At 66.3% G+C, this 23,057-nt stretch carries 24 protein-coding genes and 1 pseudogene; 15 read left to right on the top strand and 10 right to left on the bottom strand.

The window, feature by feature from the left end; translation table 11 throughout:
• Nucleotides 1–53: 53 nt before the first annotated feature.
• A complete protein-coding gene (locus ASD28_RS11890) occupies nucleotides 54–785 on the bottom strand; it encodes a Crp/Fnr family transcriptional regulator (protein WP_056128388.1) in 732 nt (243 codons plus the stop codon).
• Nucleotides 786–1,010: 225 nt separating this feature from the next.
• On the opposite strand from ASD28_RS11890, the gene ASD28_RS11885 reads away from it, so the two are divergent.
• The 6 genes from ASD28_RS11885 to ASD28_RS11865 all read left to right on the top strand — a co-directional run bounded on the left by ASD28_RS11885 (nucleotide 1,011) and on the right by ASD28_RS11865 (nucleotide 4,574).
• On the top strand, nucleotides 1,011–1,844 hold the full coding sequence (locus tag ASD28_RS11885) for a glycine zipper 2TM domain-containing protein (protein ID WP_056127457.1): 834 nt from the start codon (nucleotides 1,011–1,013) through the stop codon (nucleotides 1,842–1,844).
• Nucleotides 1,845–2,059: 215 nt separating this feature from the next.
• Nucleotides 2,060–2,290 (top strand): hypothetical protein, encoded by a 231-nt coding sequence (locus tag ASD28_RS11880; protein ID WP_056127455.1) that lies wholly within the window; start codon nucleotides 2,060–2,062, stop codon nucleotides 2,288–2,290.
• An 87-nt stretch (nucleotides 2,291–2,377) separates the two neighbouring features.
• A complete protein-coding gene (locus ASD28_RS31780; RefSeq protein ID WP_105378160.1) occupies nucleotides 2,378–2,524 on the top strand; it encodes a lmo0937 family membrane protein in 147 nt (48 codons plus the stop codon).
• 131 nt (nucleotides 2,525–2,655) lie between these two features.
• Complete coding sequence (locus tag ASD28_RS11875) at nucleotides 2,656–3,324, top strand: OmpA family protein (protein ID WP_200949080.1); 669 nt, start codon at nucleotides 2,656–2,658, stop codon at nucleotides 3,322–3,324.
• Between the two features lie 72 nt (nucleotides 3,325–3,396).
• Complete coding sequence (locus tag ASD28_RS11870) at nucleotides 3,397–3,993, top strand: NUDIX domain-containing protein (RefSeq protein ID WP_056127453.1); 597 nt, start codon at nucleotides 3,397–3,399, stop codon at nucleotides 3,991–3,993.
• Nucleotides 3,994–4,025: 32 nt separating this feature from the next.
• A complete protein-coding gene (locus ASD28_RS11865; protein ID WP_056127450.1) occupies nucleotides 4,026–4,574 on the top strand; it encodes a DUF3617 domain-containing protein in 549 nt (182 codons plus the stop codon).
• A gap of 41 nt (nucleotides 4,575–4,615) precedes the next feature.
• Here the strand turns inward: ASD28_RS11865 and ASD28_RS11860 are convergent, their stop codons facing one another.
• A complete protein-coding gene (locus ASD28_RS11860) occupies nucleotides 4,616–5,452 on the bottom strand; it encodes a branched-chain amino acid aminotransferase (protein WP_056127446.1) in 837 nt (278 codons plus the stop codon).
• Between the two features lie 124 nt (nucleotides 5,453–5,576).
• Between ASD28_RS11860 and ASD28_RS11855 the strand changes: the two genes are divergently transcribed.
• Entirely contained in the window at nucleotides 5,577–7,697 is a 2,121-nt protein-coding gene (locus ASD28_RS11855) for a site-specific recombinase (RefSeq protein WP_056127443.1), read from the top strand.
• On the top strand, nucleotides 7,694–9,097 hold the full coding sequence (cls, locus tag ASD28_RS11850) for a cardiolipin synthase (protein ID WP_056127440.1): 1,404 nt from the start codon (nucleotides 7,694–7,696) through the stop codon (nucleotides 9,095–9,097). The genes ASD28_RS11855 and cls overlap by 4 nt, the downstream gene beginning before the upstream one ends.
• 136 nt (nucleotides 9,098–9,233) lie before the next feature.
• Here cls and ASD28_RS11845 read toward each other — a convergent pair whose 3' ends face one another.
• Genes ASD28_RS11845 through ASD28_RS11835 form a run of 3 tightly spaced genes read right to left on the bottom strand, consistent with a single transcriptional unit; the run spans nucleotide 9,234 to nucleotide 11,762 of the window.
• Nucleotides 9,234–10,070, bottom strand: coding sequence for a metallophosphoesterase (locus ASD28_RS11845; RefSeq protein ID WP_056127435.1), 837 nt, complete (start codon nucleotides 10,068–10,070; stop codon nucleotides 9,234–9,236).
• Nucleotides 10,071–10,086: 16 nt separating this feature from the next.
• Nucleotides 10,087–11,001 carry a diacylglycerol kinase family protein gene (locus tag ASD28_RS11840; RefSeq protein WP_082577702.1) on the bottom strand — a complete coding sequence of 305 codons (915 nt, stop codon included), beginning with the start codon at nucleotides 10,999–11,001 and terminating at the stop codon, nucleotides 10,087–10,089.
• The gene (locus ASD28_RS11835) at nucleotides 10,998–11,762 is read right to left on the bottom strand and encodes a phosphatase PAP2 family protein (protein WP_056127432.1); all 765 of its coding nucleotides are present in this window, start codon (nucleotides 11,760–11,762) and stop codon (nucleotides 10,998–11,000) included. The genes ASD28_RS11840 and ASD28_RS11835 overlap by 4 nt, the downstream gene beginning before the upstream one ends.
• A gap of 164 nt (nucleotides 11,763–11,926) precedes the next feature.
• Between ASD28_RS11835 and ASD28_RS11830 the strand changes: the two genes are divergently transcribed.
• Nucleotides 11,927–12,139 (top strand): hypothetical protein, encoded by a 213-nt coding sequence (locus ASD28_RS11830; protein ID WP_056127428.1) that lies wholly within the window; start codon nucleotides 11,927–11,929, stop codon nucleotides 12,137–12,139.
• Between the two features lie 91 nt (nucleotides 12,140–12,230).
• Nucleotides 12,231–12,529 (top strand): annotated as a pseudogene (locus ASD28_RS11825) (sulfate transporter subunit); the annotation flags it as partial.
• Between the two features lie 3 nt (nucleotides 12,530–12,532).
• On the opposite strand, the gene ASD28_RS11820 reads toward ASD28_RS11825, so the two are convergent.
• Nucleotides 12,533–13,654 carry an NADH:flavin oxidoreductase gene (locus ASD28_RS11820; protein ID WP_056127422.1) on the bottom strand — a complete coding sequence of 374 codons (1,122 nt, stop codon included), beginning with the start codon at nucleotides 13,652–13,654 and terminating at the stop codon, nucleotides 12,533–12,535.
• On the bottom strand, nucleotides 13,644–14,048 hold the full coding sequence (locus ASD28_RS11815; RefSeq protein ID WP_056127419.1) for a RidA family protein: 405 nt from the start codon (nucleotides 14,046–14,048) through the stop codon (nucleotides 13,644–13,646). The genes ASD28_RS11820 and ASD28_RS11815 overlap by 11 nt, the downstream gene beginning before the upstream one ends.
• Nucleotides 14,049–14,161: 113 nt before the next feature.
• Between ASD28_RS11815 and ASD28_RS11810 the strand changes: the two genes are divergently transcribed.
• The 3 genes from ASD28_RS11810 to ASD28_RS11800 all read left to right on the top strand — a co-directional run bounded on the left by ASD28_RS11810 (nucleotide 14,162) and on the right by ASD28_RS11800 (nucleotide 17,257).
• Complete coding sequence (locus ASD28_RS11810; RefSeq protein WP_056127416.1) at nucleotides 14,162–15,052, top strand: LysR substrate-binding domain-containing protein; 891 nt, start codon at nucleotides 14,162–14,164, stop codon at nucleotides 15,050–15,052.
• Nucleotides 15,053–15,154: 102 nt separating this feature from the next.
• Entirely contained in the window at nucleotides 15,155–16,213 is a 1,059-nt protein-coding gene (locus ASD28_RS11805) for an SDR family oxidoreductase (RefSeq protein WP_056127412.1), read from the top strand.
• A 9-nt stretch (nucleotides 16,214–16,222) separates the two neighbouring features.
• Nucleotides 16,223–17,257, top strand: coding sequence for an SDR family oxidoreductase (locus ASD28_RS11800; protein ID WP_056127410.1), 1,035 nt, complete (start codon nucleotides 16,223–16,225; stop codon nucleotides 17,255–17,257).
• A 92-nt stretch (nucleotides 17,258–17,349) separates the two neighbouring features.
• Here ASD28_RS11800 and ASD28_RS11795 read toward each other — a convergent pair whose 3' ends face one another.
• Nucleotides 17,350–17,787 (bottom strand): hypothetical protein, encoded by a 438-nt coding sequence (locus ASD28_RS11795; RefSeq protein ID WP_056127405.1) that lies wholly within the window; start codon nucleotides 17,785–17,787, stop codon nucleotides 17,350–17,352.
• Nucleotides 17,788–17,877: 90 nt separating this feature from the next.
• On the bottom strand, nucleotides 17,878–18,882 hold the full coding sequence (locus ASD28_RS11790) for a porin (protein WP_056127403.1): 1,005 nt from the start codon (nucleotides 18,880–18,882) through the stop codon (nucleotides 17,878–17,880).
• Nucleotides 18,883–19,084: 202 nt separating this feature from the next.
• On the opposite strand from ASD28_RS11790, the gene ASD28_RS11785 reads away from it, so the two are divergent.
• The gene (locus ASD28_RS11785) at nucleotides 19,085–20,401 is read left to right on the top strand and encodes an alpha-amylase family glycosyl hydrolase (protein ID WP_056127399.1); all 1,317 of its coding nucleotides are present in this window, start codon (nucleotides 19,085–19,087) and stop codon (nucleotides 20,399–20,401) included.
• A gap of 6 nt (nucleotides 20,402–20,407) precedes the next feature.
• Here the strand turns inward: ASD28_RS11785 and ASD28_RS11780 are convergent, their stop codons facing one another.
• Nucleotides 20,408–21,139, bottom strand: coding sequence for a helix-turn-helix transcriptional regulator (locus ASD28_RS11780; RefSeq protein ID WP_056127396.1), 732 nt, complete (start codon nucleotides 21,137–21,139; stop codon nucleotides 20,408–20,410).
• Nucleotides 21,140–21,270: 131 nt separating this feature from the next.
• Here ASD28_RS11780 and ASD28_RS11775 point away from each other — a divergent pair, with 131 nt between their 5' ends.
• The gene (locus ASD28_RS11775) at nucleotides 21,271–22,767 is read left to right on the top strand and encodes an amidase (RefSeq protein ID WP_056127393.1); all 1,497 of its coding nucleotides are present in this window, start codon (nucleotides 21,271–21,273) and stop codon (nucleotides 22,765–22,767) included.
• Nucleotides 22,768–23,057 lie beyond the last annotated feature (290 nt).

The following is a 23,057-nucleotide window of genomic DNA, read 5'->3' as shown; positions in this document are numbered from 1 at the left end:
CAGGCAGAAAATGCCCCGCTTGCCGGGGCATTTTCTTTTTGAATCGACGACGGTCAGACCAGCACCGGAGCACCGACACCGGCACCCGCTTCGCGCACGATCTCGTAGCAGGTGCAGGCAGCGGCGGCGAGACGTTCCGGATCGAGGATCTCGATATTGCCCCGGCTGTAGTTGATGAGTCCCTGCTGCTGCAACGCGCTGGCGGCCTTGGTGACGCCGACACGGCGCACGCCCAGCGCATGGGCGAGGAATTCGTGAGTCAGGTGGAATTTATCGGACTGCAGGCGATCGCGCGTGACGAGCAGCGAGCGTGCGAGACGCGCCTCCAGCACGTGGTAGCGGCTGCACACCGCGATCTGGATGGCCTGGGCCAGCAGCGCATCCGTGTAGCGGTACAGCACGCGCTGCAGGGCCGGGTTGCGGGCAAATTCGATGCGCAGGCGGCCGGCGTCGATGCGGCTGGCGCTGCCGGCACGCTGCACGACGGCGCGCACCTGCGTCGTATCGTGGCCGAGCGCGACGGTGGCGCCCAGCATGCCCTCGCGGCCCACGAGGCCCACCTCGAGCGTCATGCGGCCTTCGGCCACGGCCATCAGCGAGATCAGGCAATCGTGCGGAAAATAGATGTGACGGATGATGTCGCCCGGCTCGCACAACACGGCCCCGACGTCCACCTTGACCTGCTCGAGTGCCGGCAGCATCCGTGCCATCTCCTGCGGCGGGAGCGCGGCCAGCAGCAGGTTGGCGTTGTGCTCGGCAAGCACAGGTGGAGCGGCTGAATTCATCGGACCCTCGCGGTTGGACTTCATCGGTTCACACGTTTGGGAGATTGGCTATTTACACTGCCCGGAAACATTTACTGACAACTTACAGTCAGCGTACCGGCCGCGCCAGGGCAAGTATGTACGGTGACGCACGGAACGGTGTGTTGTTGCAAGGGACAATGGAAACGTACCGGACTCGAGGCTCGCGCCACGCCCTCGTCCCCACCGACACCGGAAAGGAAAGCCATGGACACGCACCCCACCCCGCCCGCCCGGGCAAAGCAACACCCGCTGCTGATCGCCGCCGCAATCGCGGTCATCCTGTTCTGCGCCATCGGCACGGCGGCCATCATGGGCTGGCTGCCGTCGTCGACCGGCCACAACCGCGGCCAGTTGAGCGACGCCGACCGCGCGGCCCTGTCGGCCGGCCTGCAGCAGCCGGGCCAGCCGGGCTATGTGGCCCCGGCCACGGTGCCTGCGGCGCCGCTGGCGAGCCAGCCGCCAACCGCCTACCCGGTGCAGACGCCGGTGCAGCCCACTGCCCCCGCTCCGGCCGGCGCGCAATCCTATGCCGCACCGAACACCGCCTACGGCTACGGCGGCAGCCAGGGATCGACGAGCGCCGGCGCCGATTACGCGCCCGCCCCGGCCCCGACGTCGCAATACGCGCCGGTCGAGCGCGCCCCGGCGCCGAAGGTCACGCATCAATCGACTAAGCTGGCATCCAACGACACCGGCAGCAACTGGTGCAACAACTGCGGCAACATCGAGTCGATCCGCCAGATCAAGACACGCGCCCAGGGCAGCGGCGTCGGTGCGGCGGGTGGCGCCATCCTCGGCGGTTTGCTGGGCAACCAGGTCGGCAGCGGTCACGGCCGGCAACTCGCGACGGTCGCCGGCGCGGTCGGCGGCGCCGTCGTGGGCAACCAGGTGGAAGGCAACATGAAGGCCGACGTCAGCTACGAGATCCGTGTCCGCCTCGACGACGGCACGCTGCGCACGTTCCACCAGCACAGCGCCCCGCCGTGGCGCACGGGCGACCGCGTGCGCATCGTGAAAGGATCGCTGCGTTCGGCGTGAGGGAACCCGCATCGACGGTCGACCGGGGCTTCGGCCCCGGTTTTGTTTTGTCCAGCCGCGTGCTATGTTGGAGACGGGTGCGCGGCGTGTGCATCTTGCACGATCGCTCACTAAGTTTTCTTTTTCGCAATGTGCGTTGGCGCACGGATGAGTTTGCCTCCGCACAGCAGTATCGGCTTCGTACGGCAGAGCTCACTCAAGCGAAAGGACGCGACATGAACAGTCTGGCATGGATCGGCATCATTCTCTGGGGACTTCTTTTGACGGGCTTCGGCCTCGCCAGCGCGGAGCCGGCACCGCAGGCGACGACGGCCGAGCTGGCGGCGCAGGACGTCTTTTTCCTGATCACGGGCGGCCTCCTGACTTGCCTGATCGGTTTTCTCGGCCTGATGGGCTTCATGGGCTGGATTCCCGGCTTGCACAAGGAACAAAAAAGCGCGACGTAATGTACGGCATCGTACGGAATGCCAAGCTTGTTAGTTCGATACTGGATTCACGGCACAGCAACGCCGGTCAACCATGAGGACACTATCATGCTCTACACAATTGCCGTCATTCTCATCATTCTGTGGCTGCTCGGTCTGGTAACTTCCTATACCGTCGGCGGTTTCATCCACATCCTGCTGGTCGTCGCCGTCATCATGATCCTGGTGCGCCTGATCAGTGGCCGAGGCATATAGCGGTATCATAGCGGCACGCGGCGTCGTGCCGGACCGCAGTGACCTGCGGACCTGACCGATCCGTTTCGCGGTCGTGCCCACTGCTGCGGGTGCGACTACGAAACGGATATTTTTTTTGAAGGAGACCCATTATGAAAACAACCCTGATCCGTTCCACCCTGTGCGCCACCGCCTTCGCCGTGGCCGCCACCGGCTGCGCCGACATGAGCCAGACCCAGCGCGGCACCGCGACCGGCGCCGGCGTCGGTGCCGGCCTCGGCGCGATTCTCGGCGCCGCGACGGGCGGCGGTGGTTCCGGCCGGGCCACCCGCGGCGCGGTGCTGGGTGCGGCGGCGGGCGCCGTCGTCGGCAACGTCTGGTCGCGCCACATGGAACAGCAGCGCCAGCAGATGGAACAGGCCACGCGCGGCACCGGCGTGCAGGTGTCGCAGACCTCCGACAACCGCCTCAAACTCGAGATCCCGAGCGACGTCTCGTTCGACACGAACCGCTCCGACATCAAGCCGAACTTCCGCCCGATCCTCGACCGCTTCGCCCAGACCCTGAACGAGAATCCCGCCACCAACGTGACCATCATCGGCCACACGGACAACACGGGCGGCGACCAGATCAACCAGCCGCTGTCGCTGGACCGCGCCGCCCACACGCGCGACTACCTGACGGCGCGCGGCATCAATCCGGCCCGCATCACGGTGGAAGGCCGCGCCGCCCGCGAACCGATCGCCAACAACGACGATCCGGCCGGCCGCGCGCGCAACCGCCGCGTCGAGATCTTCGTCAGCGAACCGGCCCAGGGTTGACCGCACGGGCGCGCGCGCCCGTCCATGACGCGCACGGTGTATCCTCGGGCAAGGCCAACCACAGGAGATGCCATGACCCGCGACACCGTGCGCATCGTCCGCGAGGAGATCCTCTCGGACCATTATCTGCCCCTCAAGAACGTCACCTATGCCCAGCGTCGCCGGGACGGCGAGCTGCAGGTCCAGTCGCGCGAAGTCTACGACTGCGCGGACGGCGCGGCCGTGCTGCTGTACAACCGCGCCCACCGGTCGGTGGTGCTGACGCGCCAGTTCCGCCTCGGCGCCCGCCTGGCGGGCCACGACGGCTACCTGCTCGAAGCGGCGGCCGGCATGCTGGACGGTGCCGCCCCCGCCGAACGCGCCATCGCCGAAGCGCGCGAAGAGACCGGCTACGACATCGACCACGTCCAGAGCGCGCTGCAGCTGTACGTCAGCCCCGGATCGACGACCGAACGCATCCATCTGTTCGTCGCGGAGTATGATCGCGCGCGGCGCTGTGACGCCGGCGGCGGCAATCCCGACGAAGGCGAGGATATCGAGGTCGTGGAACTGGAGTTCGACGACGCCCTCGCGATGGTCGAGACCGGCGACATCGTCGATGCCAAGACCGTCCTGCTGCTCATGTACCTGGAGCGCAAGGTGCTGGGACGGCATGGCGAAGCGTCGTGATGCCGCCCAATATTTAAAAGGAAGAAATAACGATGAACAGATCCATTGCATCCGCGCTCGTGCTGGCGTGTGCCTGCGCCGCGCTCCCGGCTGGCGCCCAGACGCTGAAACCGGGCTTGTGGTCGCTGTCGAACACGATGACGTCGAGCGACCCGCAAATATCGCAAGCGATGTCCGCCGTGCAACAGCACATGGCCAACATGTCGCCCGAGCAGCGCCAGCAGATGCAGACGATGATGCAGCAGAACGGCGTGCAGCTCGACGTCGGTGCGAACGGCGCCCTGCAGACCAAGCTGTGCATGACGCGCGAGATGGCCGAGCGCAAGGAATTCCCGGTCCAGCAGGGCGATTGCAGGCAGTCGTTCACGCAGCAATCGGCGACGCGCGGCCACATCGCGTTCACCTGCACGACACCGAAGGTGAGCGGCGAAGGCGACCTGGTCGCCGACAACGACACGAGCTACCGCGCCCGCATGAAGATCCGGAGCGAAGAACAGGGGCGCAACCAGACCGTGGACATGGATGTCACCGGCAAGTGGCTGTCGGCCGATTGCGGCACCATCCGCCCGCGGGCAAAGTAAAGAACCGGGGTCAGAGCCCGGTTTTTGGCAATGGATTTTCGTCAGGTAGTCTCGGTAAACGCGAGGTAGAGCTCGCGCGCCTGCTTCGCGATCGGGCCGGCCGGCAGTTCGCGCGCTTCGTAGCGCGTGCACGGCGCGACCTTGCCGTAGTTGCCGGTGTTGAAGATTTCGCGCGCCGTGTCCAGCTCTTCCGGCTTGACGGTGCGCTCGACGACCTTCACGCCGGCCTCGCCCAGCAGTCCGATCACGCGGGCGCGGGTAATGCCGGCCAGGAAGGTGCCGTTCAGCGCAGGCGTCACGACGTCGCCGTCGGCCGTGACGAGGAACAGGTTCGACGTCGCGAACTCGGCCACGTTGCCGGCCGCGTCCAGCAGGACGGCGTTGTCGAAGCCGCGTGCCTTCGCTTCGCGCAGCGCGCGCGCCGTGTTGGCGTACAGCGCGGACGCCTTCGCATCCGTCGGCGCCATCGTCGGCTCGGGACGGCGCAGCGCCGACAGACAGGCCGAGAAGCCGGCGAACGGCGGCAGCGGCGCGTCGAACAGGGTCAGCGCGAACGCGGCCGCTTCCGGCGTCGGGATCAGGAAACCTTCGGAGGCGAACACGAGCGGGCGGATGTACAGCTCGGCGTCGGCCGGAAAGCGCGCGACGCCTTCGCGCACGAGCGCCTCCATCTCGTCGACGTTCAGCGGGCACTCCAGGCCCAATTTCTCCGCCGATGCGATCACGCGCTCCAGGTGCGGACGCAGGTCCGGCAGATGGCCGCGCAGCGCACGCGCGCCGTCGAAGACGGATGAACCCAGCCAGACGCTGTGGTCCATGGCACCGAACAACGGCGTATTCCCTTCGGCCCATTGGCCGTTATAGTAAGTCAGATACATGCTGCTCCCCAGTGATGACATCAAGCATCAAGTGTAACGCAGCCCCGCCTGCTCGGTTCGTCACCGTACAGTGGCCGCCGCGTATCCACGCATACACTGACCTTTCCAAGCCGCGAATATTCCCATGCTCTCGATCCTCGAACACCTCGACCCGGACAGCGACCGCATCGACCTGCTGGTCGACCTGGTCGACCGGTTGCGCCCACGCCGCGCAGGCGACCACGACTACGCGCGCGCCCAGGTGCGCACCTTGGCCCAGCTGCTGAAGGGTCATCCCGGCCAGGCCTGGGCGCTGCGCCGCTACCTGACCCGGCTGCTCGAAACGCGCCGCCACACGAGCCTGTATTCCGACGTCGGCATCCTGTCGAACGACGGCTTCTTCACGGAGCTGAAAAAACGCATCGCCTACCGCATCCTGCCGCCCGCGCTGGACGATCTGTACCTGTCCGACACGCTCGACCGCGTGCTGTGCCGCGAAGACGATTACCAGTGGATCCGCGCCGTGCCGAACGCCGATTGGCTCGAGCTGTTCGACGTGGTCGCGAACGCCGCGCCGCCGGATGGCGCAGAGCAAGAATCCGCCGAGTCCTCGCGCGCGCGCAGGATCGTGCTGGCGGGCCTGCTGGACGCCATCCGCACCTTGTCGTGCCGTGTCTGCGCGCTGGGCCTGGAGCCGCGCCTGATCCACGCGCACATGGAAATCGAGGAAGTCGATTCGCCCTTCCTCATGCAGAACATCGAGGCGAACAAATACCTCGACGACTATGGCCGCCTGATGTGCGGCGAGGTCGACACGATGGAAGACGCGCGCCACCTGCTCGTCATGCTCGACCAATGCGAAGCGGTCGTGCTGAAGATCCGCAGCAAGGCCCTCGCCTCCGGCACGAGCGTCGCGCTGACCTATCTGCTCGTCGCGCTGACGCAGAGTATCGACCGCCTGAGAAAGCTGCTGTTCCTCGTCGACACGAGCGGAGAACTGCCGTCTGCGCCCACGGTGGACGTGGAAACGCTCGCGAACGAGGCGACGCCGCCGACCGAGCCGCCGACGAGCCTCCGGCGCGCGGCGGCCGTCGACCTCGCCCAGGAACTCGCGGAAGCGCACAACACGAAGTACGAGGTGCGCGGCCTGCTGCGCGACAACATCGACCTGCTGGCGCGCAACGTGACGGAAAACGCGAGCCGCACGGGCGAGCACTACATCGCCGAACGGCGCGCGGACCTGCGCGGCATGTTCGCGTCGTCGGCCGGGGCCGGCATCATCATCGCCTTCATGGCGCTCATCAAGATCCTGATCTCGTACCAGCACCGCGCCCCGCTGATCGAAGCCCTGCTCTACAGCCTCAACTACGCGGCCGGCTTCATGCTCGTGCACGTGCTGCATTTCACCATCGCGACCAAGCAGCCGGCGATGACGGCCGCGCGCATCGCCGCCGCCCTGCACGACACGGCGCAGAGAGGGTCGAGCAGGCGCCAGGTCGACGTCGACAGCATGGCGGCCCTCGTGAACAAGGTGTTCCGGACGCAGATCGTCGCGGTGCTGGGCAACCTCGCAACCGTGATTCCGGTCGCGTGGGCCATCGCCCTCGCCTGGTACTGGATCTTCGGCACGCACCTCGTGAATGCCGTCAAGGCCGAGCACCTGATCGCGGACAGCCACCCATGGCATTCGCTCGCGCTGCTGCATGCGGCGATCGCGGGCGTGTGGCTGTTCGTGTCGGGGCTCGTGTCCGGCTACTACGACAACAAGGCCATGTACACGCGGATGGGCCTGCGTGTGCAGCAGCTGCGCTGGCTGCGCCGGCTGCTCGGCGAGGAACGGCGCGCCCGCTTCGCCCGCTATGTCGAGGACAACCTGGGCGGCCTGATGGGCAACTTCGTGTTCGGCGTGCTGATGGGGATCACGGGCACCGTCGGCTACCTGCTCGGCCTGCCGCTCGACGTGCGCCACGTGACGTTTTCGTCCGCCAACTTCGCCATCGGTTTCGTCGGCCTCGGCCAGCAGGTCGACCCGGACACCATCGCGATTTCTTTCCTCGGCATCGCCCTCATCGGCATGGTGAACCTGCTGGTGAGCTTCGGCCTCGCGCTGTGGGTGGCGCTGCGGGCGCGCAAGGTGCGCTTCCGCAACGGATTCCGCCTGCTGCGCGCACTGGGCCGCCGCCTGCGGGCGGCGCCGCTCGACTTCTTCATCGGACCGCGCGACCTCGACGAGGCCGCGGTTGCCAACCCGAGAGGTTTCAAATGAAATTCCGACAGCGCTTTGCACGTTACTGTTCCCCATTCGCCTGGCTGCTGGCCCTGTGCCTCAGTTGCGGCGTCGTCGCGTGCAAGTCGCTGCCGGATGTCGAACCGGAAGCGCCCGCGAAGGCCGTGCCCACGATCGCGACGACCAAGGGCACCCTGGCGCCGAAGCAGGCGTCCGCCCTTGCCGCGCGGCGCTGGGCGAATGCGAGCGGCAACCTGAAGGCGCTGGCGGCGCTGGAAGAACAGGCGACGGGCGTGCCCCTCATCGCCGGCAACAAGGTCATGCTGCTGTTCGACGGCCCCGCGACGATGCGAGAAATGATGGCCGCGGCGCGCGTCGCCACCAGTTCCATCAATCTCGAAACCTATATCTTCGACCAGGACCAGGTCGGGATCGAATTCGCCGACCTCCTGATCGAGAAGCAGCGCCAGGGCGTGGCCGTGAACGTGATGGTCGACGCCGTCGGCGCGCTCGCGACGCCGGCCGCCTTTTTCGACCGCATGCGCCAGGCCGGCATCCGCGTGCTGGTCTTCAATCCGGTCAACCCGGCCAAGGCGCGCGGCAAGTGGGAGCTGAACAACCGCAACCACCGCAAGCTGATGGTCGTCGACGGCAAGGTCGCGTTCACGGGCGGCATCAACATCAGCAGCACGTATGCGAACAGCTCGCTGTTCCGCTCGCGCCAGAAGCCGGACCAGGTCGACGGCGACAAGGTCGGCTGGCGCGACACCCACGTCAAGATCGAAGGCCCGGCCGTCGCGCCGCTGCAGTGGTCGTTCGTGAACCTGTGGGTGCAGCAGGAAGGCGGCGAGCTGCCGCAGGCCGAGTATTTCCCGACGCTGACGCCCGTCGGCGACAAGATCGTCCGCGTGCTCGCGTCCGATCCCGACCACGAATCGGACATCTACAAGGCGCTCGTGGTCGCGATCAGCGAGGCGAAGAAATCGATCCACATCACGTCGGCGTATTTCGTGCCGGACCAGCAGATCGTCGACGCGCTCATCGCCGCGGCGAAACGCGGCGTGGACGTGCGGCTCGTGCTGCCGGGCGTGTCGGACCACAGCCTGATCCGCTACGCCGGCCAGGGCTTCTACGACCCGTTGCTGGCCGGCGGCGTGCGCATCTTCGAGCTGCAGATCGCGGTGCTGCACGCCAAGACGGCCGTGATCGACGGCGCCTGGTCGACGATCGGCTCCGCCAACATCGACCGGCGCAGCTTCATCCACAACTACGAACTGAACGTGGTCGTCATCGACCCGGCGTTCGGTGCGGCGATGGAAAGCGCGTTCAACGAGGATTTGAGGGACTCGAAGGAAGTCCTGCTTTCGCGCTGGCGGCACCGGCCGTGGTCCGACCGGATCAAGGAATGGATGGCGCGGCTGGGGGAGTACTGGATCTGATGAACCGTCGTCCCCGCGAAAGCGGGGACCCATACCGAGATTCCGAAGCCGGGCCTTGGAAATACAATGGACTTTTCCAACAAACCGGCTTCTGTAAGTCAGCATGGATTCCCGCCTGCGCGGGAATGACGGCGAACTAAATTCCAGCCGCCATCATCCCATCCGGCACTTCCGTCCAGACGTTCCCGCTGCGCATGAACTTCTCCGTGTTCAGCAGCTGGAACTGGTTGTGCACGCTGTCCCAGCCATAGCGATCGACTTCGATACGCTGGGGCTCGATGCGGATCACGTTGAACGAATTCACTTCGCCCCGCCCGCGCGTGGAGGTCGCCGTGCCGGCCTGCACGACGAGCGCGGCATATTCGCTGATCTTGTAGCGCGCCTGCGTGTTGCCCGCATGGCTCATGTGCAGGTGGCCCGCCATCAACAGGTCGATGCCCAGTTCCGCGAACACGTCCATCGCCATGTGCGCGCGGTCGACGAGGTCATCCTCTTCGGCGCCCTTCGGCAGGTCGAACGGGTGGTGCGTGACGACGACGCGCGTGACCTCCTTCGGCAGTCCGGACAGGGTCGCGCGGATCTTTTCCACCTGTTCCTTGTTGACGCGGCCGTCCTTGAACGTGAGCGAACGCGCCGTGTTCACGCCCAGCACCGCGATCTCGTCGTCGATGTAGACGGGGTCGAGGTCGTCCGTGATGTAGCGCTTGTAGCGGTCGAGCGGCAGCAGGAACCGGCGGAACACGTTGTACAGCGAAATGTCGTGGTTGCCCGGCACGATGATCTGCGGGCCCGGCAGCGTATCGAGCCAGGCCTTCGCTTCCTCGAACTGCTCGCTCTTGGCGCGCTGCGTCAGGTCGCCGGAAACGACGACGACGTCCGGCGCCAGCTTGTGGACCAGTTCGCGCAGCGGGTCGAGCAGCATGGCGTCGACGCGGCCGAAGTGCAGGTCGGACAGGTGGACGAGTGAGCGCATGGGGTTCCCCTTTCCGTTATGGTTGATTGGTGCCATTCTCTACCGCCGGCACGAGCACCGTCAGTGCGCCAGGCCGCATCCGGTAGCGTAACGGCGGGTGCATCTCCGTCACTTCGCCATCGGTCGCCACGAGCAGATGATGGCGGTGCGTGTCGATGTCGAACTCGGGCGCCGTCAGCACGTCGAAGTCGCGCTCCTGGCCGAGGCGGCCGAGCAGCGCGTCGAACGCGAAGCGCAGCAGGCCCAGGCGCGTGGGACGCTGGGCCACGTACAGGCTCAGCACGCCTTCGTCGAGACGCGCCCGCTCGCCGATCGCCAGGCCCTGCATCGTGTAGGCGTTGTTGCCGATGAAGACGAACGGCGTGCGCCGCGCCAGACGCTCGCCGTTGACGGTCAGGCGCATCGACAGGAACGGATAGCGGCGCAGCGCCGCGAACGCGGCCCAGGCGGCGGCCGTCCACTTGCCGCGGCCGAGGCGGCGCTGCTGTTTTTCGCGGTCGCGCACGATGTCCGGATACAGGCCGAGGCTGGAATTGTTCAGGAAGATGCGGCCGTTGACCTCGCCCACGTCGACTTGCACGGGCCGCCCCGTCGCGAGGTTGCGCACGGCCGCGCCGAGGTCGAGCGGAATGCCCAGGTCCTTGGCGAAGTGGTTGAGCGTGCCCAGCGGCAGCACGCCGAACGGCACGCCGGAATCGACCATCACGGAGGCCACGGCATTGATCGTGCCGTCGCCGCCGCCGGCCGCGACCAGGCGTGCGCCCTGCTCCAGCGCGCGCCGCGCCGCGCCGATCATCTGGTCGCCGCCATCTGCCCGCACGAGCTCGGCGTCCAGGCCTGCGTCGGTTAGTTGCGTTCTCAGCGCATCGCACGCGGCCTCGTCGTGGCCGGTGCCGGCGCCCGCGTTGACGATCACGGTCACCGGCTTCATTGCAGGTCCTCCGCCGCGGCGGCGCGATGCGCGCGCTCGCTCCACGACGTTTGCCCCCGCGCCAGCCGGCGCCGGTGCAGGGTCGACACGGCCGTGATGCAGATCGCGAGCCAGGCCGCACCCTCCGCCGCCGCGGCCAGCACGTCGGACAGGTAGTGCACGCCCAGGTACATGCGCGACAGCGCGACGAGCATCACCATCAGGACGGCGCCGAGCGTGACCAGCGCGCGCACACGCCACGTCCGCACCCGGCGCACGACGTAGCACGCGAGCAGGCCGTAGAACACGGTCGCCGCCGCCGTGTGCCCGCTGGGGAAGCTGTACGTCATCAGGCTCAGCAGCGGGTCGTCGAAGCTGGGGCGGGTGCGCCGGAACACGTGCTTCAGCGCGACGTTCAGCAGCATGCCGCCCGGCACGGCGACGAGGCAGACGATCAGCCAGTAATGCGCGTGGCGGCGCCAGAACCACAGCGCCAGCAGCGCGGCCATGATGCTCGATCCGACGATGCCGTTCCAGTGCGTGACGACCAGCATGGCGCGCGTGAAGCCTTGTGTGGCGCGCTCGTGGAACCAGTGCGCGAGCTGGATGTCGACGAGCGTGATGGTGTCGCCGGTGACGACGTCCTCGGCGATCTCGCCGAAGATCCACGCCGCCAGCACCAGCAGCGCGAGGCCGACGGTGAGGTGCAGGCCCATCTGCCCTTCGGGCGACAGGCGGGCGGCGATGAAGCGGCGCAGGCGTGATGGCGCGGTGTTCAGCATACCGCTCCAGATGGGGCGTGTTGGCGGAAAAACCACACAAAAATGCAACAACTGTTTTTTTGTACAGTACCTGTAGATTTATACAGTAGTTGTGCTATTCTGTGCCTACTCGAGCAAGACAACTTGCCAACGCTAACGCAACCTAACTCGATAAAGGGAACGTCATGTCGACTCTGAACAGCTCTTTCGGCCTTGAATATGCTCCGACGCCTTTCCTCGTGCGCCTTGGTCGCCGCGAGATCCTGGTAACGCGCGACTTCCGCAAGCGCTTCTACCCGGTCAACCCGATCATCGAGTGCGATACCGGCGTCGAGCCGGGCCACTTGGAAGTGCTGCTGCTGCGCCGTTGGCTGCTGATTCTGTCCAAAGCGCATTGAATTCATAAGCATCATCGTGTTTACTCGTTTTCTTTCGCTGGGCAGGCCCTGCCGTACGGCGCTGCTGACAAACACTCACCGAAAGAAAACGATGTTCAATAAAAAGATCGCGCCCGTTTTGCCGGGTTCACACGGCGCCCAGGCAGCGGATGTCACCCTGCCGAACGTGCCCTGCGACCCGACGTGCGAACGGTACCCGGACCTCAATGCCGCGTGCGCGCGCCAGTACAAGGTCAGGACGGGCGACGACGTGACGGTCAGGCAGTCGCATGGCGGCTCCGGCCCGTGATCGACGGACTGCTGGCCGACGTCGTGCCGCTCGCCCTTGCGTACGGTATCGATGCTATCAGCGAACGCGGCCTTATCGCGCACAACTGGTATCAGCGACTGGTATCAGCCGGGCCGCAGGTGATCCTCGCGCCACCGGTCCGCGTTCGCGAGATCCGCGAGCGGCGACAGGATGGCGGGATCGAATGATGCCGGCGCAGCGCCGTGCCTGACGCGCTGCGGCCAGTCCGCCTGGGCGAGCGCGCCGCGGCCGAGCGAGACCACATCCGCCTCGCCGCGCTCGACCATGCCCCTGGCCTGCGCCGGATCGTGCAGCGAGCCGTTCGCCAGCACCGGTTTGCCGCCATGGCGCTTCGCCAGCGCAGCCAGGCTCGGGCCCGCCCCGAAGGCGGGCTGCCACGCTTCGTACTCGGTCACGTGCACGTAGTCGACGTCCAGTCCGCCGACCGTGCGGAAGATCGTGGCCGCCTCCTCTTCGCCGCGCCAGCGATGCGTAAAATCGTTCACCTTTGCCTGCGACAGGCGTACGCCGACGACGTAATCCGTCCCCACTGCGGCCCGCACCGCCTCGACCACTTCCACGAGCAGACGCAGCCTGCCTTCGATGCCGCCGCCGTAGCGGTCGCCGCGCAGGTTGATGCCTTCCGACAGGAACTGGTCCAGCAAATAACCGTTCGCACCATGGATCTCGACGCCGTCGAACCCCGCCTCGCGCGCGCGCACGGCCGCCTGCGCGAAACCGGCCACGGCCGTGCCGATGTCGTCCTGCGTCATCGCGGCGGGCACGGCGTACGCGCCCGATCCCCGATAGAACGTCATCTGCCTGCCCTTCGGCTGCACGGCCGACGGGCCGACGGTCCCTGTCCGGTACGGATTCCCCTGCGACAGCGCGCCGGCATGCATCAGTTGCGCGATCACGCGGCCGCCCCGTGACCGCACCCCCGCGACGATGGGCCGCCACGCCTCGCGCTGCGCCACGTTCGCGAGCCCCGGCTGGTGGAGATAGCCCTGCGCATACGCTTCGTCCGTGTACAGGCCTTCCGTGATGACGAGGCCGAAGCCGCCCTGCGCGAACTGCGCGTAATAGTCGGCCATGCGCGGCGTCGGCACGCCATCGGCCGTGGCGCTCACGCGCGTCATCGGCGCGACGGCCAGGCGGTTCGCTAGCGCCAGCGCACCGAGGGCCAGCGGTTCGAACAGGGTAGCGACGTGTCCGTTATCGCGCATCGCCGCCTCCCCGCTGGCGCACGGCCGCGATCGCCTCGATCTCGATCATCGCGCGCGGATCGTACAGTGCCTTGATTTCGGCGATCGTATCGGCCGGATACGGCGCCGAGAAAAATTGACGGCGCAGCGCGACGACGTCCTGGAAATGTCCCATGTCGGTCACGAAGATCGTCACCTTGATGACGTCACGCAGGCTCGACCCGCCCGCTTCCAGCGCCCGCTGCAGGTTGGCAAACGCCTGCTCCCCCTGGGCAATAAAACCGCCGTCGACGATGCGTCCGTCGTCGCCCGCGCCGGCCTGGCCGGAAATGAACAGCAGGTCGCCGAACCGGATGCCCTGCGACAGCAGATAGGGTTCATACGGGTCCGGCTGGGTGATGATGCGTTCAAGCATGTTTGGCTCCTCAAGTCGACAGGTCTGGAATAATCGCTGCCACGCACTCGCGCGACAAACGACGTTTCCTCAGGCATCAGATGACTTCAACTCACCCATTCAGCGAGCGGACGATGCGCCGCCTGCCCCCGCTCTCTTCCCTGCGCGCATTCGAGGCCGCGGCGCGCCACGGCAGTTTCAAGCGTGCCGCCGATGAACTCGCCGTGACGCCGACGGCGATCAGCCACCGCATCCGCGCCCTCGAAGACGCCACCGGCCTGAAGCTGTTCGTGCGCCAGGTCCGGCAAGTCTCCCTGACCGACGCCGGCGCGCAACTGTATCCCGTGTTGCGCGAGGGGTTCGATGCGATCGAAGCGGTGCTGGCGCGGCTCACGCGGACGAACCGGCGCGAACGGGTCACGGTGTCCGCGACGCACGCCTTTACCGCGAAATGGCTGGTGCCGCGGGTCGGCCGTTTTCACGCATTGCATCCGGACATCGACCTGCAACTGCACGCGTCCGACGAGACCGTCGACTTCGACGCGCACGGCATCGATCTCGCCGTGCGCTACGGCAACGGGCCCTACCCCGGCCTGGCGACGGAGGTCATGTTCGCCGACACGTACGCGCCGGTCGTCAACCCGATGCTGGGCGTGCGTTCGGTTGCAGACCTGCAATCCGTGCCGCTCATCCATTTCGATTGGAAAAAGACCGCCGCCGCCAATCCGACGTGGGACGCATGGTTCGCGCACACGGGACTGGATTGGCAGCCATCGCGCGGACAGCTTCGGTATTCTGACGAAGGCCATGCGATCCAGGCTGCGGTCGCCGGCCAGGGGGTCGCCTTGCTGAGCCTCGCCCTCGTGGCCGACGAGCTCGCGGCGGGTTATCTCGTGCAACCGTTCGGACCGGCCATCCCCGGCCACACGTACCACCTGGCGATGCGCGCCGACCCGCCGCCGGGCGCCGCCGCACTGGCGGCCGCCGGCTGGCTGCGGTGCGAAGCCGAGGCTTGTAAATCCTGAACAAAGCGCCATCTTGTAAAAAATGACTTGAAATCCGCTGCGCGGCCACGATTGTCGTGTTCAGCAACGAACTCGTAATCCAACCTGAGCGAAGGAGCATTCATGTCAGTGCAATTACGCAAGATTAACGAGCAGGTGATGGTCATCACCGGCGCCACGAGCGGCATCGGCCTCACGACGGCGCGCATGGCCGCCGAGCAATGTGCCAAACTGGTACTCGCAGCCCGCAGCGCCGACGCGCTCGACCAGCTGGCGAGCGAACTGCGCCGCACCGGTACGCAAGTCGCGACGGTGGTGGCCGACGTCGGCAACCCGGCCGACGTGGAACGCATCGGCCAGGCCGCGATGGAGCGCTTCGGCCGCATCGACACCTGGGTCAACAACGCCGGCATCTCGATCTTCGGCCGCAACGAAGACGTCTCGCTGGAAGACATGCAGCGCCTGTTCGACACGAATTACTGGGGCGTCGTCCATGGCTCGCTGGAAGCCGTCAAGCACATGAAGACGCGCGGCGGCGGCGCCATCATCAACCTGGGCAGCGAATTGTCCGATGTCTCGATCCCCCTGCAGGGTATCTACGCCGCGTCGAAGCACGCGGTGAAGGCATTCACGGATTCGCTGCGCGTCGAGCTCGACAAGGACAAGGCGCCGATCGCCGTCACGCTCATCAAACCGGCCGCGATCGACACGATGTTCGTCGCGCACGCGAAGAACTACATGGATAAGGAGCCGACCCTGCCGCCGCCCATCTACGCGCCGGAACTGGTCGCGAAATCCATCCTGTACGCGGCCCAGCATCCGAAACGGGACGTGTTCGTCGGCGGCGCGGCCAAGGCCTTCTCCGTCGGCAATTTCGCGATGCCGTCCATGCTCGACCGCATGATGCGCGCGACGATGTTCAAGCAGCAGCAGACCGACATCCCCAGCGCCCCGAACCGCCGCGACGCCCTGCACGCCCCGGACCCGCAGCACGAACTGCGCGAACGCCAGGGCATCTCCGGGCACGTGGTCGAGACGTGCCCGTACACCGCGCTGTCGCTGCGCAAGGGCAAGGTGGTCGGCGTGCTGCTGGGCGCCGGCGCGCTGTTCGCCGCATGGAAGCTGGCGGGCCGTCCGGCCACCCGCACCTGGTCTTCGAACCGTCTGCGCCAGGCATTGTGAGGAGGCATCATGTCGATCAAACTCAAAACACTGAATGAACAAGTCATGGTGATCACGGGCGCGACGAGCGGCATCGGCCTGGCCACCGCCCGCATGGCGGCCGAAGGCGGCGCCCATCTCGTGCTGGCCGCGCGCGACGGCGATGCCCTCGACACCCTCGCCCACGAAATGCGCCAGCGCGGCGTGGAAGTGGCGACCGTCACGGCGGACGTCGGCAACCCGGCGGACGTCGCCCGCATCGGCCGGGTGGCGATGGAGCGCTTCGGCCGCGTGGACACGTGGGTCAACAACGCCGGCATCAGCGTCTACGGCCGGAACGAGGACGTCGCGCTGGAAGACATGCGCAAGGTCATGCAGACGAATTTCTGGGGCGTCGTGCACGGCTCGCTGGAAGCCGTCAAGCTCATGAAAGGCCGCGGCGGCGGCGCCCTCATCAACCTGGGCAGTGAAGTGTCGGACCGCTCGGTGCCGCTGCAGGGCACCTATTCCGCGTCTAAGCACGCGATCAAGGGCTTCACGGAATCGCTGCGCATGGAGCTGGACAAGGAAGACGCGGGCATCTCGCTCACGGTGGTCAAGCCGGCCGCGATCGCGACGCCGTTCCCGAACCACGCCAAGAGCTACATGGAGCACGAGCCCGACCTGCCGCCACCGAACTACGCGCCGGAACTGGTGGCGCAGGCCATCGTGCACGCGGCCCAGGTGCCCGAGCGCGACCTGTACGTGGGCGGCCACGCCAAGCTGACGTCGGTGGCGGGCTACCTGATGCCGCGCGCGCTGGACCGCTTCATGAGCCGCACGATGTTCAGCCAGCAGCAATCCGAGCGCCCGAACTCGAGCGCCCGCCGCGACAGCCTGTACGCACCGGTCGCCGAGCAGGAGCTCCGGCAGCGCAACAACGGCGAGCGTCGCGTCGTCGAGCGGAGCCCGTACACGTCGTTCGAGATGCGGTCGGCGTCCGCGAAGACCGTGCTGCTCGGCGGGGCGCTGCTGGCGGCGTGGGGGCTTGCACGCGTAGGGCGGGCACCCCGTGCCCGCGCGTAACGCCAACACAACGCAAACGTCCGCCCACCCGACATGAAAACGGGCTGGATGGTCGATGCCATCCAGCCCGTCATCTTTCCGAACGCCGCAGTTTATTTGCCCGGCGCAGGCCCCTTCGGCGGCTCGCTGCCGAGGAAGTCGACATCCTCGTCCGTCAGCGGCAGATTCGGAATCGATTCGATATGGTCGGTGTCGATGTCTGCGCCGTCCCGCGCAAGGATGTCGCGGCCCGCGGCCGCCCGTTCGCCCGTGCCGCCGAAGTCGCTGTCGCTTTCGAAGTTCGGGTCGCCCAGGTCGGCGCCCGCGCTGTCGTGGGCGTAGCTCGCTTCGTTGTCGGACGTCGTGCCGGTGTCCAGGTCCAGCTTCTGGTCGTCGTCCAGGTTCGCGGCGAAGCCGGGACCGCCGACGACGTCGCTGCCCGTGTCCGAAATATCGCTCGGGCCGAGCGAATCGACGCCGTGGCCCTTGCCCAGGCTGCGGTCGGGTGCTTCCGGAAAGTTATCCGGATCAAGTGTGCTCGTGCCAGTCATGTTGCCTCCAAAATAATGCAAAAATCATGAGGACAGGCTACCTGCTTTTGTCGCGCGACGGCGCAACGCAGGGCAGCCTCGGTGGGAACGCTAGAACGCGTGGCGCATGCCGACGTTCACGGCCGAGCTGCCGCTCGGGCGGGCCGCGCCGCCGATCAGGATGCCGGTGCCGTTCGTGTTGACGGTGCGCGAGAACGCGGCGTAGAAGTCGGTGCTGCGCGAGACGACGTAGCTGGCGCCGATCGCGAACTGGTTGGCGTCGCGGTTGGCCAGGTCGCGGTCGTTCTTGTGGATGAACGAGGCGAGGAAGGTCGTCGAGCGCGTCATGGGGACGGCCACGCCGACGAGGGTGTCGCGGCTGTCCGTCGACGACGTGCTCGCCACGCCGGCGCCGTACGGATTGTCGGGGTTGTACAGCGGCGAGCTGCCCCAGCCGCGGTTGGCGGAATACGCGGCATACGCGGTGCCCCAGCGCGTGTGCAGGTTGGCCGCGATCAGGGAATTCTTGGCATCCATATTGCTGCCGGCCAAATCGTACAAATGGACCTGGGCCACATGCCGGTTCTGGTGCGCCGCCCGCAGCGACACCGGGCCGTAGTCGAAGCCGATCGTCATGCCCCAGGCGCGGTCGGCCATGGGATCGCCGCCGAGCGTGTCGATGGTGTACGACGCGCCCGTGCTCAGGTGCTTGAATTGGGTGTTGTAGTAGCGCACGCCGCTGTCGACGGGCATACCGCTTTGCGTGACGAGATTGCTGGCCTTGCCGGCCGTGCCGGCGTGGAAGGGATCGCCGACGTCCGGGCGCGCGAGGTATTCGAAGTTGTATTGGTGACCCAGCGTGAAACCGCCGGTGCCGGGGCGCACGCCGATGTCGTCGAGACGGCCGTAGGTGCGGCGCGGCTGCGCGTGCCAGGCGCCGCCGCTGCTCCGGCTCGGCTGCCCCGTGAAGACGGCGATATCGTGGCCGCCCGGCGGTTCGCCGACGTAGTCCAGTCCCGAGCGCTTGCTGGCGGCGGCAGCGCTTCCCGAATCCTGTGCGCATGCGAGCGACGTACATCCGCCCAGCAATACGCACGCAACGAAACCCTTGTTCATGGCGTGTCCCTCTCTACGCCTTAACATTAGCTGCTACACCGCAGTCCTATCTGTCCAATATCGCACAAATCCACTCTCATCTTATCTCGTGATGTTGTCAGCATATTCTGACATCTGCATGTCGGCAAGATGACAGCGTGGGAATTCCGCTTTAGAATCGCTTCGGCAGGCTTTGTAATTAAACTACATGAAAATGAGAACGATGAGACAGCTACACCGTACCCTGACTACACTTTCCCTGGCATTATGCGCGGCCCTGCCCGCGGCCGCCGCGACAGAGGCGGCGCCGATGCCGCACGTGAGCTGGTCGCGCAACGCCAATATCTACGAAGTGAACATCCGGCAATACACGCCCGAAGGTACGTTCAAGGCGTTTGCGCAACACCTGCCCCGCCTGAAAAAAATGGGCGTGGACATCCTGTGGCTGATGCCGGTCCAGCCGATCGGCGAAAAGAACCGCAAGGGCACGCTGGGCAGCTATTACGCCGTGCGCGACTACACGGCGGTCAACCCGGAATTCGGCACGCTCGACGACCTCAAGGCACTGGTGAAGCAGGCGCACGGCCTGGGCATGCACGTGATCATCGACTGGGTCGCGAACCACACCGCGTTCGACAATCCGTGGACGCAGGAACACAGCGACTGGTATCTCAAGAATGACAAGGGGGAGATCTATCCCGTCACCTATACGGACGGCGCCGAGCCCGAGTACTGGACCGACGTGACGGGCCTCGACTGGACCAAGCCCGGCCTGTGGAAAGGCATGACGGACGCGATGCTGTACTGGGTGCGCGAAGCGGACATCGACGGCTTCCGCTGCGACGTCGCCGGCAAGGTGCCGACGCCGTTCTGGAACGAGGCTAGAGCCGAGCTCGACCGCGTCAAACCGGTGTTCATGCTGGCCGAGGCCGACAAGCCCGACCTGCACGAGCACGCCTTCGACATGACCTACGGCTGGGACACGAAAGACTTGTTCAAGGCCATTGCGAAAGGCAAGGCGGACGCGCGCACGCTGGCAAACTTCCTCGAGCACCCGCCGAAAGCGTTTCCGCCGGGCGCGTATCGGATGCGCTTCACGAGCAACCACGACGAGAATTCCTGGGCCGGCAGCGACGTCGAGCTGTACGGGCCGGCCTTCAAGGCGATGGCCGTGCTGGCCGCGACCTTGCCTGGCATGCCGCTGATCTATGGCGGCCAGGAAGCCGGCCTCGACAAGCGTATCGAATTCTTCGAAAAGGATCCGATCCAGTGGAAGGATTACGCCTACGCGCCCTTCTACACGAAGCTGCTCGCGCTCAAGCACGCCAATCCGGCGCTGTGGAACGGCCAGTACGGCGGTCCCGTTCAGGTGCTGCAGACGGGTAACGACAAGGTGTTCGCGTTCCGCCGTGCATTGAAGGGCAACAACGTGCAGGTGACGGTCAACGTGTCGAACGACGCGCAGCGTTTCAGCCTGCCAGGAGGCAAGCAGCAGACGCTGGCGGCGTGGGATTACCGCATCGACGCACGCGCCAAGTAAGCATCGTCATCGGCGCAGCGCGGTGAAGCCGGCCGGCTCCCACTCGCGCAGCGCCAGCAACAGCCCGCTGCCCCGCCGCTTGGGCAGCGGCGACGCGAGGCTTTCCTCGTGCAGCTCGGCAAAGCGCGCACGCAGCCGGCGCAGTTCCACCTGCATGGACGCGAGCGCGCTTTCCGTCAGCATCCCGTGCGTGAAGGCGAGCGTCTCGTCGGAGCGGTCGAAGCGGCCGTCGAGGAAATCGGCCAGTCCCTGCGTGCGGAAGTACTGGCGGATGGGACCGTCGGGCAGCCAGTCGAAATCGCGCGCGACGTTCAGGCGGATGCGGTTGCCGGGCATCAGCGCGATCAGGTGCAGGCGGTCGAGATGCAGCAGCTTTTGCAGGCACTCGGCTTCCGTCAGGCGATACACCGCGAGGATGTCCGCCAGCGTCCAGTGATTCAGCGCGCACGCGGCCACGAGCAGCAACTTCGTGTCCGACACGAGTTCCTTTTCCTGTTCCGCGCTCAAGGTGTGCAGGCGGGTACCGGAGAGCGCGGCCTCCTGCGCGAGCTCGGCCAGCGTAAAGCCCAGCAGGTTGCTGATCTCGACGAGGCGGTCGACACCGAGCGTGTCCGACGTGAGCAGTCGCTTGACGCTCGCCTCCGACAGGCCCAGCGCACCGGCCACGTCGCGATACGTTTTACCTTGCAGCTTCAGTTGGCGCTTGATCGTGCTGATGATTTGCGTGACTTCGGACATGGTCGCGGATTCCGATACGAAGGTCTAGAGGATGGCCTCGGATTCCTGTAATCGTAGCATGTCCGACCTTGCGGCAACAATTCCTTCATGACAAGATGGCCGGCTGGCCAGCACAACATGAAAGAGACACGATGAACCACGCCGACTACCTGGTCCACGACGCCACCGCTCTCGCCGCCCGCGTGGCCGCCGGCGACGTCAGCCCCGGAGCACTGCTCGAACTCGCCCTCGCGCAACACGCGCGCGTGCATGGCCGCGTGAACGCCGTCGTGCGGCTGATGGAGCGCGAGGCGCGGGCCCGGGTCGCGGGACCATTGACCGGTCCGCTGGCCGGCGTCCCCTTCCTCATCAAGGACGGCGTGCAGGACTACGCGGGCATCCCGACGACCTACGGCAGCCGCAGCATGACCAACAATGTGCCGGCGCGCCACGCCCACGTCGTGCAGCGCTACCTCGACGCGGGCCTCGTCATCTTCGGCAAGACGAATTTGCCCGAGTTCGCGACACGCGGCGTCACCGATCCGGTGCTGTACGGCCGCACGAACAACCCGTGGGATTTGTCGCGCACGCCGGGCGGATCGAGCGGCGGCGCGGCGGCGGCGGTCGCGGCCGGCATCGTGCCGATGGCGGCCGGCAACGATGGCGGCGGGTCGCTGCGCATCCCGGCCGCGTGCTGCGGGCTGTTCACGCTGCGGCCGTCGCGCGGGCGGGTGTCGTCCGGGCCGGGCATTGGCGAAGTCTGGTTCGGCGCGTCCAGCGAAAGCGTGATTTCGCGCAGCGTGCGCGATGCCGCGCTCGCGCTGGACGTGCTGCAGGGTGCGGAGCCGGGCGATCCGTTCGTCATTGCGCCACCGGCCGCGCCCTACGTCGAGCTGATGCGGCGCGATCCGGGCCGGCTGCGCATCGGGTATGCGACGGTGTCGCCGATAGGCACGGCGGTGCATCCGGAGGCGGTGCGGGCTGTCGCGCGGACGGCCGAGTTGTTGGCGCGCCTGGGCCATGAGGTCGAGGAAGCGGCGCCTGCTATCGATGGCGCAGCGCTCGCGAAAAGTTATTTGCACGTGTACTTCGGACAGATCCCGGCGGCCGTACGACGCGCGCAGGCGTTGGGGGCGCGGCGCGATGAGGTGGAACTGATGAACCGGATTCTCGTGACGCTGGGGGACAGCGTGTCGGCGACGCGGCTGACCACCGAACTGAATCGCTGGAACGAGTTTTCGCGTGCGGTGGGGGATTACTTTGGACGCTACGATCTGTTTTTGACGCCGACGCTGGCGCATCCGCCGATCAAGCATGGGACCGGGGATCCGTCGGCGGCGGAGCAGCGCGTGCTGGGGTTCCTGCACGGAACGGGCATCCTCGGTGTGCTGGCGCGGCTTGGGTTGCTTGACAAGACGGTCGACAAGATTGCCACCGACAACCTGCGTTATGTGCCTTTTACCCAATTGTCGAACCTAACCGGGACGCCGGCGATGAGCGTGCCGTTGCACTGGACGGCGGATGGATTGCCGCTCGGGGTGCAGTTCATGGGGCCGTTCGGGAGCGAGGATAGGTTGTTGCAGGTGGCGCGGCAGTTGGAAGAGGTGCAGCCGTGGTTCGATCGGATGCCGGGGATGGCACGCGGCTGACATGTTGTCAGGGGGCCTGTGCACTTGTGGCGGGCGTTACATTTGAACCGTAGGTGATTAGCGTTAGCGGTCCCAGAATGGCCAGACAAAATTCAAAGGACCGATTATGAAAAGAAGAACGGACCGACTTACGGCCATCCTCATCGATGCGATTCAAACAAACCGCCCTTTCCATAGCACCCAAGCAGTTGCCCGGACGTTCGCTGAAAACCTTATTCCACTTGAAGTCGCATTGCGCGTGCTGACCCGACCGTGGGACCGGCGCCCGATGCCTCATTGCGAACCCCGCG

It is taken from the genome of Massilia sp. Root133, from assembly GCF_001426525.1.
In the GTDB taxonomy this organism is placed as follows: domain Bacteria; phylum Pseudomonadota; class Gammaproteobacteria; order Burkholderiales; family Burkholderiaceae_D; genus Telluria; species Telluria orientalis.
This window is presented reverse-complemented; position numbering and strand designations above follow the sequence as displayed.

Bases quoted from the DNA above. Each gene is read 5' to 3' on its own strand.
- ASD28_RS11890 (WP_056128388.1), bottom strand. From the start codon at position 785: ATGAATTCAGCCGCTCCACCTGTGCTTGCCGAGCACAACGCCAACCTG.
- ASD28_RS11885 (WP_056127457.1), top strand. From the start codon at position 1,011: ATGGACACGCACCCCACCCCGCCCGCCCGGGCAAAGCAACACCCGCTG.
- ASD28_RS11880 (WP_056127455.1), top strand. From the start codon at position 2,060: ATGAACAGTCTGGCATGGATCGGCATCATTCTCTGGGGACTTCTTTTG.
- ASD28_RS31780 (WP_105378160.1), top strand. From the start codon at position 2,378: ATGCTCTACACAATTGCCGTCATTCTCATCATTCTGTGGCTGCTCGGT.
- ASD28_RS11875 (WP_200949080.1), top strand. From the start codon at position 2,656: ATGAAAACAACCCTGATCCGTTCCACCCTGTGCGCCACCGCCTTCGCC.
- ASD28_RS11870 (WP_056127453.1), top strand. From the start codon at position 3,397: ATGACCCGCGACACCGTGCGCATCGTCCGCGAGGAGATCCTCTCGGAC.
- ASD28_RS11865 (WP_056127450.1), top strand. From the start codon at position 4,026: ATGAACAGATCCATTGCATCCGCGCTCGTGCTGGCGTGTGCCTGCGCC.
- ASD28_RS11860 (WP_056127446.1), bottom strand. From the start codon at position 5,452: ATGTATCTGACTTACTATAACGGCCAATGGGCCGAAGGGAATACGCCG.
- ASD28_RS11855 (WP_056127443.1), top strand. From the start codon at position 5,577: ATGCTCTCGATCCTCGAACACCTCGACCCGGACAGCGACCGCATCGAC.
- cls (WP_056127440.1), top strand. From the start codon at position 7,694: ATGAAATTCCGACAGCGCTTTGCACGTTACTGTTCCCCATTCGCCTGG.
- ASD28_RS11845 (WP_056127435.1), bottom strand. From the start codon at position 10,070: ATGCGCTCACTCGTCCACCTGTCCGACCTGCACTTCGGCCGCGTCGAC.
- ASD28_RS11840 (WP_082577702.1), bottom strand. From the start codon at position 11,001: ATGAAGCCGGTGACCGTGATCGTCAACGCGGGCGCCGGCACCGGCCAC.
- ASD28_RS11835 (WP_056127432.1), bottom strand. From the start codon at position 11,762: ATGCTGAACACCGCGCCATCACGCCTGCGCCGCTTCATCGCCGCCCGC.
- ASD28_RS11830 (WP_056127428.1), top strand. From the start codon at position 11,927: ATGTCGACTCTGAACAGCTCTTTCGGCCTTGAATATGCTCCGACGCCT.
- ASD28_RS11820 (WP_056127422.1), bottom strand. From the start codon at position 13,654: ATGCGCGATAACGGACACGTCGCTACCCTGTTCGAACCGCTGGCCCTC.
- ASD28_RS11815 (WP_056127419.1), bottom strand. From the start codon at position 14,048: ATGCTTGAACGCATCATCACCCAGCCGGACCCGTATGAACCCTATCTG.
- ASD28_RS11810 (WP_056127416.1), top strand. From the start codon at position 14,162: ATGCGCCGCCTGCCCCCGCTCTCTTCCCTGCGCGCATTCGAGGCCGCG.
- ASD28_RS11805 (WP_056127412.1), top strand. From the start codon at position 15,155: ATGTCAGTGCAATTACGCAAGATTAACGAGCAGGTGATGGTCATCACC.
- ASD28_RS11800 (WP_056127410.1), top strand. From the start codon at position 16,223: ATGTCGATCAAACTCAAAACACTGAATGAACAAGTCATGGTGATCACG.
- ASD28_RS11795 (WP_056127405.1), bottom strand. From the start codon at position 17,787: ATGACTGGCACGAGCACACTTGATCCGGATAACTTTCCGGAAGCACCC.
- ASD28_RS11790 (WP_056127403.1), bottom strand. From the start codon at position 18,882: ATGAACAAGGGTTTCGTTGCGTGCGTATTGCTGGGCGGATGTACGTCG.
- ASD28_RS11785 (WP_056127399.1), top strand. From the start codon at position 19,085: ATGAGACAGCTACACCGTACCCTGACTACACTTTCCCTGGCATTATGC.
- ASD28_RS11780 (WP_056127396.1), bottom strand. From the start codon at position 21,139: ATGTCCGAAGTCACGCAAATCATCAGCACGATCAAGCGCCAACTGAAG.
- ASD28_RS11775 (WP_056127393.1), top strand. From the start codon at position 21,271: ATGAACCACGCCGACTACCTGGTCCACGACGCCACCGCTCTCGCCGCC.